General features: G+C 65.6%; 12 protein-coding genes. 6 read left to right on the top strand and 6 right to left on the bottom strand.

Annotation, left to right across the window (positions count from 1 at the left end):
• Positions 1–89: 89 nt before the first annotated feature.
• The 3 genes from CFE35_RS02590 to dusB are packed head-to-tail and all read right to left on the bottom strand — an operon-like array spanning position 90 to position 3672.
• Positions 90–1523 (bottom strand): sigma-54 dependent transcriptional regulator, encoded by a 1434-nt coding sequence (locus CFE35_RS02590; RefSeq protein ID WP_292927621.1) that lies wholly within the window; start codon positions 1521–1523, stop codon positions 90–92.
• A complete protein-coding gene (locus CFE35_RS02585; protein WP_292927619.1) occupies positions 1520–2635 on the bottom strand; it encodes an ATP-binding protein in 1116 nt (371 codons plus the stop codon). The genes CFE35_RS02590 and CFE35_RS02585 overlap by 4 nt, the downstream gene beginning before the upstream one ends.
• A complete protein-coding gene (dusB, locus tag CFE35_RS02580) occupies positions 2632–3672 on the bottom strand; it encodes a tRNA dihydrouridine synthase DusB (RefSeq protein ID WP_292927617.1) in 1041 nt (346 codons plus the stop codon). Before dusB ends, CFE35_RS02585 begins: the two co-directional genes overlap by 4 nt.
• A 75-nt stretch (positions 3673–3747) precedes the next feature.
• Here dusB and CFE35_RS02575 point away from each other — a divergent pair, with 75 nt between their 5' ends.
• From CFE35_RS02575 to CFE35_RS02565, 3 genes are read left to right on the top strand one after another with little or no spacing between them, the layout of a single operon-like run.
• Complete coding sequence (locus CFE35_RS02575; RefSeq protein WP_292927615.1) at positions 3748–4917, top strand: bifunctional 2-C-methyl-D-erythritol 4-phosphate cytidylyltransferase/2-C-methyl-D-erythritol 2,4-cyclodiphosphate synthase; 1170 nt, start codon at positions 3748–3750, stop codon at positions 4915–4917.
• 14 nt (positions 4918–4931) lie between these two features.
• A complete protein-coding gene (locus tag CFE35_RS02570) occupies positions 4932–5489 on the top strand; it encodes a hypothetical protein (protein WP_292927613.1) in 558 nt (185 codons plus the stop codon).
• A gap of 3 nt (positions 5490–5492) precedes the next feature.
• Positions 5493–5996, top strand: coding sequence for a CinA family protein (locus tag CFE35_RS02565; protein WP_292927611.1), 504 nt, complete (start codon positions 5493–5495; stop codon positions 5994–5996).
• Here CFE35_RS02565 and CFE35_RS02560 read toward each other — a convergent pair.
• Positions 5957–6418 carry a type II toxin-antitoxin system RatA family toxin gene (locus tag CFE35_RS02560; RefSeq protein ID WP_292927609.1) on the bottom strand — a complete coding sequence of 154 codons (462 nt, stop codon included), beginning with the start codon at positions 6416–6418 and terminating at the stop codon, positions 5957–5959. The genes CFE35_RS02565 and CFE35_RS02560 overlap by 40 nt on opposite strands.
• A 6-nt stretch (positions 6419–6424) precedes the next feature.
• Positions 6425–7366, bottom strand: a complete 942-nt coding sequence (gene lipA / locus CFE35_RS02555) for a lipoyl synthase (protein WP_292927607.1) — start codon at positions 7364–7366, stop codon at positions 6425–6427.
• A gap of 66 nt (positions 7367–7432) precedes the next feature.
• Here lipA and CFE35_RS02550 point away from each other — a divergent pair, with 66 nt between their 5' ends.
• Complete coding sequence (locus tag CFE35_RS02550; protein WP_292927605.1) at positions 7433–8086, top strand: carbonic anhydrase; 654 nt, start codon at positions 7433–7435, stop codon at positions 8084–8086.
• Between the two features lie 91 nt (positions 8087–8177).
• Here CFE35_RS02550 and CFE35_RS02545 read toward each other — a convergent pair whose 3' ends face one another.
• Positions 8178–9506, bottom strand: a complete 1329-nt coding sequence (locus tag CFE35_RS02545) for a hypothetical protein (protein ID WP_292927603.1) — start codon at positions 9504–9506, stop codon at positions 8178–8180.
• Positions 9507–9860: 354 nt separating this feature from the next.
• Between CFE35_RS02545 and gyrA the strand changes: the two genes are divergently transcribed.
• Entirely contained in the window at positions 9861–12596 is a 2736-nt protein-coding gene (gyrA, locus tag CFE35_RS02540; RefSeq protein WP_292927601.1) for a DNA gyrase subunit A, read from the top strand.
• Positions 12593–12925, top strand: a complete 333-nt coding sequence (locus tag CFE35_RS02535) for a DUF952 domain-containing protein (RefSeq protein WP_292927599.1) — start codon at positions 12593–12595, stop codon at positions 12923–12925. The genes gyrA and CFE35_RS02535 overlap by 4 nt, the downstream gene beginning before the upstream one ends.
• The last annotated feature ends 2 nt before the right edge of the window (positions 12926–12927 follow it).

The raw sequence follows: 12927 nt of genomic DNA, 5'->3' as shown, positions 1-12927 counted from the left end.
GATATACAACACCGCTGTTGCAGCATTGCAAGTTGATTCGACGAAACCGCGTAAAATCGCGGCAAACTGCATGTGGCGGGAAAGTACCGTCAGTCGCGCGGGGTGACGTCGTCCGGATTGATGGCGAGGTCCGAGAGCCGCTTGCGCAAAGTGTTGCGGTTGATGCCCAGCAGGCGGGCGGCGCGCAGCTGGTTGCCGCCCGTCACGGTGAGCGCGTGGAGGAACAGCGGGCGCTCGAACGCGGCGAGTGCAGCGCTGTAGAGTTCGCCCTCGGCAGGCTGCTCGTCCACCAGCCAATTGGCGAGCGCCTCGGCGAAATCGGCGGCACCCGTAGCCGCGGCATGGCCAGCGGGCGGCTGCGCGCGATCTTGTGCGAGGAGCGGTTCGATCGCGGCGGCATCGATCATCTCATCACGCGCCAGAAGCGCGAGGCGGTAGACGAAATTGCGCAGTTCGCGCACGTTGCCGCGCCAGGGCTGGCTGGCGAGCAGCGCCGCGCCGCTGGCTGTCAGTTGGCGGCGCGGCAATCCTTCGGCGGCGGCGCGGACCAGGAAATGGCGGGCGAGCGCCTCGATATCGTCGGCCCGTTCGCGCAAGGGCGGAAGTTCGATGGGCACGACGGCAAGGCGGTAGTAGAGGTCTTCGCGAAACGTGCCCGCTGCGATCATGGGCACGAGATCGCGGTTTGTCGCGGCGACGATGCGGCAATCGAGGGTGATTTCCTCGGTCCCGCCCACGCGGCGAATGCGGCCCGATTGCAGCGCGCGCAGCAGCCGCGTCTGGGCTTCCAGCGGCATGTCGCCGATTTCATCGAGGAACAGCGTGCCGCCCCGCGCCTGCTCGAACTTGCCAATGCGGCGCGTGACGGCGCCGGTGAACGCGCCCTTCTCGTGGCCGAACAGCTCGCTTTCGATGAGATCGCCGGGGATCGCGGCGGTGTTGACCGCAATGAACGGCCCGGCACTGCGATTGCCGAGCTGGTGGATCGCCTCGGCCACAAGCTCCTTGCCGGTGCCGGATTCGCCGAGGATCAGCACGGTGAGATCGTTGCGCAGCACCCGCGTGATCATGCGGTAGACCGTCTGCATCGCCGGGCTGCGGCCAACCAGCGGCAAGCCGGGGGCAACATCCTCGGCCAAGTCTTCAGCGCCCGCGCTCTCGCCGGAGCCGATGGCCTGGCGAACGGTGCGCACCAGTTCATCGAGATCGAAGGGCTTGGGGAAGTATTCGAACGCCCCGGTATCGCTGGCGCGCACGGCGGTATCGAGCGTGTTCTGCGCCGAAAGGATGATCACCGGCATCTGCGGCGCGGCCTCGCGCACGCGGTCCAGCGTTTCCATGCCGTCGCCGTCGGTCAGCATGACATCGGTGAGCATGAGGCCGAAGTGGGTTTCACCGAGCAGCCGGTCGCGCTCGCTGATCGAGACGCAGTGCGACACGGTGTAGCCTTCCGCTTCGAGCGCGGCGGTTATCACCAGCGCGATGGACGCATCGTCCTCGACCAGCAGGATCCGGCTTTTCATGGCTTTTGGCTTCCTGCAACCGGCAAATGGAGCCGGAAATGCGTCCACCCGCGCACTTCATCGCGGTCGTGCGTCACCCGGCCATTCATTTCCCGCACCAGCTTCTGCACGAGCGCGAGGCCGAGGCCCTGCCCGTTCTTCTTGCCGGTGACGAAGGGGTCGAAGATGTGATCGCGCAAGGCCGGATCGATACCAGGGCCGTTGTCGCTGACGCGCAGTTCGATGGGCAGGCGCAGCGGCTTGCCGCCCGGACCGGCGTGGAGCTGGATACCGCTGGCAAAGCGCGTGCGCACGGCGATGCGCGGCTCATGCGCGGTCTCGCACGCCTCGCGCGCATTGGTGAAGAGATTGAGCAGGACTTGCACGAGCGCGTCGGCATTGGCCATGATCGGCGGAAGCGATGGATCGAACTCTTCCTCGACCACAAACCCGCCGTGCCCGGCCGCGACCACCGCCTGTGCGCGGCGCACCGCTTCGTGGAGGTTGCACGGCGCATCCGGTTCGCGCCCGCGCCGCGAGAGCGACTGCATCTGATCGACCAGCTTGGCGATCCGGTCGACTTCGCCCGTGATCAGTTCGGTGAGCGCGCGGTCGGCATCCCCCAGCTTGCGGCCAAGGAGCTGCGCCGCGCCGCGAATGCCCGCCAGCGGGTTCTTGATTTCGTGCGCGAGGACTTCGGGCGCGCGCAGCGGGGTGCCCTCGCCTGCCCCGGCCCCGCCGCCATCGCCCGAAAGCGCCTCGACGCCGACCGCCTCGCCCAGCGCCAGCAGCTGCCAGCCGGGCGAATAGGCAATCGGTGCGGTCATGACGTCAAACCGGCGCGCGGGAGCGCCTAGCACGCGCACCAGCGAATCGCGGGCGAACAGCTGCGCTTCGCCTTCGCCGAGGCGGCGCAGGATGAGCTGTTCCTCGAAGCCGAAGACATCCTCGACCGCCTTGCCGACGAGGCGGCGCGCGCCCTGCCCCGCGAGCTGTTCGGCGGCGGGATTGACTGTGGCGATGGTGAGATCAGGGGCAAGCGTGATGACGGCCAGCGGCAGGCTGGCGACGATGCGTTTGGGATCGGGCCGCGCGTTCTCGCCGCCTTTGCGCCAGTCGCCTGGGCCGCTCATGCAGCGGCGCGGCCAGCCGGAGCAGCCCCGGACACCGCTATGGCGCGGGCGTAGAATTCGGCCAGCGAGGCGAGCACGGCCTTTGGGTCGTCGATGAAGTTGACGCGGTTGCGGAACTCGGCCGAACCGGCAAGGCCCTTGGTGAACCAGCCAAGGTGCTTGCGCGCCATGTTGACGCCGGTCACCGTGCCATAATGCTCCAGCATTGCGTGGTAATGCTCTATGATCAGGGCATATTGTTCGGCGATGCCGGGCTCCGGACGATATTCGCCGGTATCGAGCCAATGCATGACCTGGCCGAGCAGCCAGGGCTTTCCATAAGCCCCGCGCCCGATCATCAACCCGTCCGCGCCGCTTTGCTCGATGGCCTTGGCGGCGTCATCGATCCCGCAGATATCGCCGTTGACGATCACGGGGATCGAAACCGCCTCCTTTACCCGGCGCACGAAGGCCCAATCGGCGGAGCCCTTGTACATCTGGTTGCGCGTGCGGCCATGCACAGTGATCATCTGTGCACCGAGATCCTGCGCAATCCGCGCAAGTTCCGGGGCGTTCAGGCTGTCATGACACCAACCCATGCGCATCTTGACAGTGACCGGCACTTTCACGGCTTTAACGGTCGCCTCGATCAGCGCGGTGGCGAGCGGAATATCGCGCATCAGCGCCGAGCCGCAATCGCCGCTGACGATCTTGCGCACCGGGCAGCCCATGTTGATATCGATGATCGCCGCGCCCTTGGCTTCGGAAATGCGGGCCGCTTCGGCCATCTGCGCGGGCTCGTTGCCCATGAGCTGCATCGAGACCGGCTCTTCGGTCGGGTGCCATGCCGCTTTCTGGACCGACTGGCGCGTTTCCCGGATCGCAGCGGGGCTGGCGATCATCTCGGTCACGTTGAGCCCCGAGCCGAAGCGGCGCACCATCGTGCGGAACGGCTGATCGGTGACCCCGGTCATTGGCGCGAGCACCACCGGCTGCGGGATGCGCACGGGGCCGACCATGATCGGCGCGAGTTGGGGCGGAGCGGGAAGTTCGGTCATCGGAAGTGTGCCTAAAAAAGAGGCATGCGCTTAGTCGATTGCGCGGTTTGCGGCAAGGACTGTAAGGGGCGATGCATGAACGCGCCCTTCCCTGCCCCGGTTGCAGCCCCTGTTGCTGCTGTCGTCGTTGCCGCCGGGCAGGGTCTGCGCGCGGGCGGCAGCGTGCCCAAGCAGTTCGCGCTGTGGCGGGGCAAGCCTCTGGTGCGCCATTCGGTGGAAGCGCTGGCAACGGCAGGTGTCAGCCCAATTGTCGTCGTGATCCCGGCGAACTGGGAAGAAACCGCTGCCGAGGCGCTTGCCGGGCTGCCCGGTGTGCGCTTCGTGCATGGCGCGGCAAGCCGGCAAGGTTCGGTGAGCGCCGGATTGGAAGCGCTGGAGGCCGCAGCCCCCGGCCTCGTGCTGATCCATGATGCCGCGCGGCCTGATCTGCCGCCACCCGTCATCGCCGCCCTGATTGCGGCGCTGGACCAGCACCCTGGAGCCATTCCGGTGCTCCCTGTCGTCGATAGCGTGGTGCGCGGCGCGGATGGCCTGCGCGGCGCATTCGTCGAGCGCGATGGCCTCTACCGGGTGCAGACCCCGCAGGCATTCCGCTTTGACGTAATCCTTGCCGCGCACCGCGCGTGGAACGGTTCCGCCGATGCCGGGGACGATGCCGCCGTGGCCGAGGCCGCGGGACTGGCGGTCGCGTTGGTGCCGGGCGACGAGCGGCTGAAGAAAGTGACCTTTGCGGAAGACCTGAAGGATGAAAGCATGACACTGGCCGCTGTGCGCACCGGCATGGGCTATGATGTCCACCGCTTGGCCGAAGGCGAGGAGCTGTGGCTCTGCGGTGTGAAAATCGAGCATTCCAAAGGGCTTGCCGGGCATTCCGATGCCGACGTCGCAATACACGCGCTCGTTGATGCGCTGCTGGGCGCGGTGGCAGCGGGCGATATCGGCGATCACTTCCCGCCGTCCGATCCGCAGTGGCGCGGGGCTTCGTCAGACCGGTTTCTCGCCCATGCCGCAACGCTCGTGGCGGCGGCGGGTTATGCCATCGGCAATGTCGATGTCACGATCATCTGCGAGGCTCCCCGCATTGGTCCGCACAAGGCGGCTATGCGGGCAAGGCTGGCGGCGATTCTGGCGATTGACATCGCTGCCGTCAGCGTGAAGGCCACGACCACCGAGCGGCTCGGCTTCACCGGGCGCGGTGAAGGCATTGCCGCGCAGGCGGTTGCCACGGTTATCGCGAAAGCTTGAAGGAGCGCAGGGACATGTCGCTGGTTCGAAGCATGGTGTTTGGGGCGGCAATGGCCTCGCTCGGTCTGGCCGAAGTGGCCGCCGCGCAGGGGCCGGAGTGCCTAAGCGAGCGCGAGGTGACGAGCCTCGTGACCTATGCCCTCCCCGTCGTGATGGATTCCACGATCAAGACCTGCCGGCCCACGCTTTCGCCGCAGGGCTATTTCGCCACGCAAGGCTCGGGGCTGGTGCAGCGCTATGCCGCGCGCAAGGGTGCGGCCTGGCCCGAGGCCAAGGCGGCGCTGTTCAAGCTGGGCGGCAATGACGTGAAGATGAAGGATCTCGTCTCCACCCTTTCGGACGAAGCGCTGCAGCCTTTTGCCGAAGGCCTCGTCGCGGCGATGGTGACCAAGGGGATCAAGCCCGACCAGTGCAAGGCGATCGAGCGTGCCACGCGGCTGCTCTCCCCCCTGCCGCCGGAAAACACGGCCGAGATCGTGACCTTCATCCTCGTGATGGCAGACAAGCCCAAAGTGCGCGGCGCGGTCGGCGCTTCGAAGCCGTCCGACCTCCCGATCTGCCCGGCTGCCTGAACGATGGACACTCTGATCCCTGCCGAACTGACCGCGCTGGCTGCGCGGGTGATTGCCGAGAACAAGGCGGCGGGCCGCATGGTCGCCCTTGCCGAAAGCTGCACGGGCGGGCTGGTCACGGCGGCGCTGACCGAGATTGCCGGATCATCCGCCGTGGTCGAGCGCGGCTTCGTGACCTATTCGAACGAAGCCAAGCACGAGATGCTGGGCGTTTCGACCGACCTCATCGACACCTTCGGCGCGGTGTCCGTCGCGGTGGCCTGGTCGATGGCACAGGGGGCCTTGAAGCATTCGCGCGCCGATGTCGCGGTGGCGATCACCGGAATTGCCGGGCCGGATGGCGGCACCGAGCAAAAGCCGGTGGGCACGGTCGTCTTCGCGCGGGCCGAACGCGGTGAAGACCCTGAAGCGGTGGTGGCCGAACTGAAAGTGTTCGAGACGGCGAAGACCCGCGCCGAAGTGCGGCTTCAGGCGGCGCTGGTCGCGCTGGAGCTTTTGCTCCCGTAAAGCTTTTCGGCGCGCGTTTCGAATGCGGCCACCATCTTGCGGAAGGCGCGGTCGAGGTATTGCCCGGCCAGCGCCTCGAAGATCGCGCTGCGGAAGGTGAAATCGACGTTGAAGTCGATCACGCAGCCGCCATCCTCGGCATCTGCAAACACCCAGGTGTTTGAAAGGCGCTTGAGCGGGCCGTCAAGATACTCGACCGCAATGCGGCGCGGGCGGTCTTTGTGAACGCGTGAGGTGAACTTCTCGCGCAGCGCGGAAAAGCCGACCATCATGTCCGCCACCATCTCGGTCTCGCTATCGGATTTGATGCGCGTGGCGACGACCCAGGGCAGAAACTCCGGGTAGCGCTTCACGTCCGCGACGAGGTCGTACATCTCCTGCGCCGACCACGCGAGGTGCCGCTGCTGGTTGATCACCGGCACGTGGGATCAGGCCTTCCCGGTGGCCTTGGCCAGCTGCGCCTCGCGCGCGGCGCGCATCTCGGCGAAGTCTTCTCCGGCATGATAGCTGGAACGCGTCAGCGGGCTGGCGGCGACTTGCAGGAAGCCCTTGGCCCGCGCAATCGCGCCATAGGCGGCAAAGGCCTGCGGCGTGACAAAATCGATCACCGGCGCGTGCTTGGGGGTGGGCTGGAGATACTGGCCCATCGTCAGGAAATCGATGCCGGCCGAACGCATGTCGTCCATCACCTGATGGACTTCGAGCCGCTGCTCACCGAGGCCGAGCATGATGCCCGATTTGGTGAACACCCGCGGATCATGGTGCTTCACTTCCTCCAAAAGGCGCAGCGAAGCATAGTAGCGCGCACCGGGGCGGATCGTGGGATAGAGCCGGGGCACGGTCTCGAGGTTGTGGTTGTAGACGTCAGGCCCTGCGGCCATGATCGCCTCGACCGCAGGGCGCATCTTGCCGCGAAAATCGGGGGTCAGGATCTCGATCGTGGTGTTCGGCGTCGCGGCGCGCAGGGCCTGAATGACTTTCACGAATTGCCCCGCCCCGCCATCGGGCAGGTCGTCGCGGTCCACCGAGGTGATGACGATATGCTCAAGGCCGAGCTTGGCAGCGGCTTCCGCCACATGCGCAGGCTCGTTCACGTCAACCTTGCGCGGCATCCCGGTCTTGACGTTGCAGAACGCGCAGGCCCGCGTGCAGACATCGCCGAGGATCATCACGGTCGCGTGCTTCTTGGTCCAGCATTCGCCGATGTTCGGGCAGGCCGCTTCTTCGCACACCGTGTTGAGGCCAAGGCTGCGCATGAGTCCGCGCGTTTCCTCATAACCCTTGCTGGTGGGTGCCTTGACGCGAATCCAATCGGGCTTGCGGGCACGCGCCGGGCGCTCTGGCGCGGCAATCGGGGACTGATCGTTCATGGCGCTTCAGATAGGCGCATGAAGCATGACTTGAAAGATGCATTCGTAGGCGGCAACAGGCTGGACATGACCAGACCCTTCTCTCCCGAACTCGATCACCTAGTCGAAGGCTACCGCCGGTTCCGGCAAAACGGGTGGAACCCCCGCGTCGAACGCTGGCACCAGCTGCGCGAGGGGCAGGAGCCGCCAGTGATGGTGATCGCCTGTTCGGACAGCCGCGTCGATCCGGCGCAGATCTTCGATACCGATCCGGGCGAGATGTTCGTGGTGCGCAACGTGGCTGCGCTGGTGCCGCCGTTTGAAACCTCGCCCGGCTATCACGGTGTCTCCGCTGCGCTCGAATTTGCCGTGCAGGTGCTCAAGGTGCGCAAGATCGTGGTCCTGGGCCACGGCATGTGCGGCGGCTGCCGCGCTGCGCTGACGCAGGAACTGGAAGGCACCGAACCCGGCGAAGGCGGCTTCATCAACGACTGGATCGGCCTCTTGAGCGGCGTGCGCGAAGATGTGGCGCACAAGCACGGCACCACGGGCCGCCCGGCAGAGCGGGCAATGGAACAGGCGGGCGTTAAAGTCAGCCTCGCCAACTTGCGCACGTTCCCCTGCGTGCGGCGCAAGGAAGCATCGGGCGAACTGCGCCTGCGCGGCGCGTTCTTCGCGATCTCGGACGGGATCCTGCACGTGCTGGATGAGGACAGCGGCGAATTTCTCGAAGTGCAGTGAGGATTTGCGTTTAAACCGCTGCCAGATGAGCAAACAAAAAGGGCGGCCCTTGCGGGGCCGCCCTTTCCATTTGGCTTCCTGCCTCAGGCGATCAGGGCTTGGCGCTCCGTGCCACAAGAACCGACCACAGCTTCGCGAGCGGGGCGCGGACGCCGCCGACCTTTGCAAAGCTGGCCCTTGCGTCTTCGAACTTGTCCTGATCGTACTGCGCGATACCGAGACGCGTTTCGGCGCGGTCCATATCGATGGCGCCGCCCTTGGTGAGCGCGAGCTGATAGAGCTCCTCGGCCTTGGCGGGGTTGTCATACGAGAGATACGCATCAGCCGTGGCGACCGCAAGCTTGCCGTCCGCCGAAGCGCGTGCGTCCTTTTCGAGACCGACGAGCGAGGCCTTGTCCGCCGCGATACGGCCCTTGGCCTGGCTGAGCGAGTCGCTCACGAACACGTCGCTGGTATCCAGCGCGCCCTTCGAAAGGCCGAGTTCGATCACCTTCACCGTTTCGCCCGGCAGACGACGCGGGTCGGCAGCCTGAACGTATTCGATGAATTCGCGGGTCACGTACTGCTTGTCGTTGTCAAACGCGCCCGAACGCAGGAACAGACGGCCGAGATCGAGCGATTCCTCCTTGCCGAAGCCGCCGAATTCGCGCGCAAGCTGGCCAGCGCCCAGCCAGTTGAGCGGGCTCGGATCAATCCCGACGAGCAGGGTCGACCATTCGATCGCCTGCGCCCCGAGCTTGTTCTTGTAGGCAATGACATTGGCGCGGCGGAACCACGATTCCGGCACCGTGCCGCCAGCGGCCTTGCGCGCATCGAGCGCGACCTTCAGCGCGGCGAGGCCCTCGGCGGGGCGCTTCAGCTCGTTGTAGGCGTCGGCGAGCATTTCAGCTGCCGCGTCTTCCGAGACATTCCCCTGCACGGCCTTGGTCAGCGGCTCGATCGCGCCCTGATAGTCCTTGGCAGCATAAGCGAAGTTGCCGAGATAGAAGTTGAAGGTCGGAACCTTCTCCGGCTCGAGCATCCCGCTGTCGATCATGTTCTTGATCCCGCGCGAACGCATGGCGGTGTCTTCGAGGAAGCCGCCGATCTGTACGGCGAACTGGCCTGCGGCGAGCCGGTCCTGCCCGGTCTTCACCGCAGCTTCGGCCTTGGCCAGCACCGCGTTGGCATCGCCGAGCGAGGCCTTGATCTGAGCGTCGGGCGTGCCCTTGGCCTTGGCGGCCTGCGCGTCCTGCACCAGCTTCTGGACCGGACCGGCAACGGCGATGAATTCCTTGGAATAGGTGGCCTTGGGCGCTTCCTTTTCCTTCGCGGCGAAGGCAGGCGCAGCGCCCAGCAGCGCGCCACCGGCAAGACCCGTCGACAGCGCGACGGCCAGCGCAGCCCGAGCGGCCACGAACTTCATTGCATTACCCCGCATCACTTCGTCTCCTCTTGGCCCATGTCGGCGGACCGGATCGGTCTCCATCGCCCTTCTGCCACGCGCCATATCCCAGAACATCGGCAGAATGGACAAGTCCGTTATGGACACTTGCTTAGCTTCCGCCGGGGCGAACCTCTGACGCGGAATCGGCGTCTTGGCAACGCCTTGCTGCAATGGAACCCACCGCTTGAACGCGGATTGAACGCCATTTCGTCTCATTGTTCAGGAAAGCTGCGGATCCACGCTCGCATATGTGGATAAGGCCGTGTCACTCGGGCCGTTTTCTGGCGTTTGGCAGGGCTTTGGCCTAGGACTGAAGCATTCCCCATAACAAAACGAAAAGCCACCGACGTGAGCGATGATACTGGCCTGATCGACCCGCCTGCTCCGCTGCCGGACCACGAGTTCCAGCGGATTGACATCGTCGACGAGATGAAGACGAGCTACCTCGATTACGCGATGAGCGTGATCGTGAGCCGCGCGCTGCCCGATGTGCGCGATGGCCTGAAGCCCGTCCACCGCCGCATCCTGTGGACCAGCCACGAGAACGGTTTCACCTCGACCAAGGCCTATCGCAAGTCCGCGCGTATCGTCGGCGATTGCATGGGCAAGTACCACCCGCATGGCGACAGCGCGATCTACGACGCACTGGCGCGCATGACGCAGGACTGGTCGATGCGCCTGCCGCTGATCGACGGCCAGGGCAACTTCGGCTCGATGGACCCCGATCCGCCAGCCTCGATGCGCTATACCGAGGCGCGGCTTGCCAAAGTGGCGGATTCGCTGCTGGCGGATATCGACAAGGACACGGTCGATTTCCAGCCCAACTACGATGGCTCGGAACACGAGCCGATGGTCCTCCCGGCGCGCTTTCCCAATCTCCTCGTCAATGGCGCAGGCGGCATTGCGGTCGGCATGGCGACCAACATTCCGCCGCACAACCTCGGCGAAGTGATCGACGGCTGCCTTGCCTATATGGCGAACCCGGGAATCACGAACGAAGACCTGATCCAGATCATCCCCGCACCCGATTTCCCGACCGCCCCGCTGATCCTGGGCACGAGCGGCGCGCGCAAGGCCTATTCCGAAGGCCGCGGCTCGATCGTGATGCGTGCGCGCCACGAGATCGAGGATACCAAGGGCGGGCGCGGTGAAGGGCGCAAGTCCATCGTGCTCACCTCGATCCCCTATCAGGTGGGCAAGAACAGCCTGGTCGAGAAGATCGCCGAAGCCGCTAAGGACAAGCGGATCGAAGGCATCTCCGATATCCGCGACGAATCGAACCGCGAAGGCGTGCGCGTCGTCATCGATCTCAAGCGCGATGCCACCCCCGAAGTCGTGCTCAACCAGCTGTGGCGCAACACGCCCGCGCAATCGAACTTCCCGGCCAACATGCTGGCGATTCGCGGCGGACGGCCTGAAATCCTGTCCTTGCGCGACATCATCGAGGCGTTCGTCCAGTTCCGCGAGGAAGTGATCCAGCGCCGCACCAAGTTCGAGCTGAACAAGGCGCGCGACCGGGCGCATATCCTGCTTGGCCTTGTCGTTGCGGTCTCGAACCTCGATGAAGTCGTGCGGATCATCCGCGCTTCGGCCAATCCGGCGCTGGCGCGCGAAACCCTGCTCGCGCGCGAATGGCCGATTGGCGATATTGCGCAGTATATCCGCCTCGTCGAAGCCATCGAGGACGAGGCGCTCGAAGGTTCGGGCGGCGTCTACCGGCTGAGCGAAACGCAAGTTCGCGCTATCCTCGACCTGCGCCTCCACCGCCTCACCGCGCTGGGCCGCGACGAGATCGGCGGCGAGCTCGAAATCCTCGCCAAGGCGATTGCCGAATACCTCGCCATCCTTGCCGACCGCGAAAAGCTCTTCGCGGTGATGCGCGAGGAACTCGTCGCCGTGCGCGATGCCTTCGCCACGCCGCGCCGCTGCGAGATCACCGCCCCGGCCGACGGGATCGAGGACGAGGATCTGATCGAGCGCGAGGACATGGTCGTCACGATCACCCTCGATGGCTATATCAAGCGCACCCCGCTCTCCACCTTCCGCGCGCAGAACCGGGGCGGCAAGGGCCGCAGCGGCATGGCGACCAAGGAAGAGGATGCCGTGGCGACGATGTTCGTCACCTCGACCCACACCCCGGTGCTGTTCTTCTCGACTGCGGGTAAGGTCTATCGCCTCAAGGTCTGGCGCCTGCCCGAAGGCGGGCCGACCACCCGCGGACGGCCGATGGTCAACCTGCTTCCTGCGCTTGATGCCGGAGAGACGATCGCGACCGTGCTCCCCCTGCCGGAGGACGAGGCAGAATGGGGCAAGCTTTCGGTGGTTTTCGCCACGGCCAAGGGCAACGTGCGCCGCAATGCGATGGATGCCTTCGCCAACATTCCCACCAACGGCAAGTTCGCGATGCGCTTCGAGGAAGGCGACGCGGACCGGCTGATCGGCGTCGCGTTGCTTGAAGCTTCGGACGACGTGCTCCTCGCCACCCGCGCGGGCAAGGCCATCCGCTTCGCCGGCGATGAAGTGCGCGAGTTCACCAGCCGCACCTCCACCGGCGTGCGCGGCATGACGCTGAAGGGCGACGACGAGGTCATCTCGCTGTCGATCCTCCACCGCGTCGGCACCAGCGCCGAAGAGCGTGAGGAATATGTCCGCTTCGCTCCGTGGAAGGGTGAAAAGGACGGCGAGCCTGCGATGACCGCAGAGCGCATGGCCGAACTGCAAGCACGCGAGCAGTTCATCCTCACCGTCTGCGCCAATGGCTATGGCAAGCTGTCCTCGGCTTACGAATATCGCCGCACGGGCCGCGGCGGCCAAGGCATCACCAATATCGACAACATCGCGCGCAACGGCCCGGTGGTGGCGAGCTTCCCGGCGGTGCAGGCTGACCAGCTCATGCTCGTCACCGATCAGGCCAAGCTGATCCGCCTGCCGCTGGAATCACTGCGCGTGATCGGGCGCGGCTCTGCCGGTGTGCGCCTGTTCAACGTTTCGGGCGACGAGCACGTGGTGAGCGCGGTCCGTCTGGCCGAGGAAGAGGGCGAGGCTGAGGGCGAAGTTGAAGCCGAAGGTACTGCGGAGGCATGACCACCGCCTACAAGGTGCTGACCGGTGAGCAGATGGCGGTGCTGCTGCGCGACGGCGTGTTCCCCGGCGCGCCCATCGATCTGGCGGACGGCTATATCCACCTCTCCACCGCCGATCAGGTGACCGAGACGGTGGACAAGCACTTTGCCGGGCAGAGCGGCCTCTTCGTTGCAGCGGTGGACCTCACCGCGCTCGGCGATGCGGTGAAGTGGGAACCGTCGCGCGGCGGGCAGCTGTTTCCGCATATCTACGCGCCGCTGCCCCTGAGCGTGATTACCGCGCATGGTCCGCTGACGCGCGATGCAAACGGGGCGGTGGTGCTACCCTGATC

It is taken from the genome of Novosphingobium sp. PASSN1, assembly GCF_002278815.1.
This window is presented reverse-complemented; position numbering and strand designations above follow the sequence as displayed.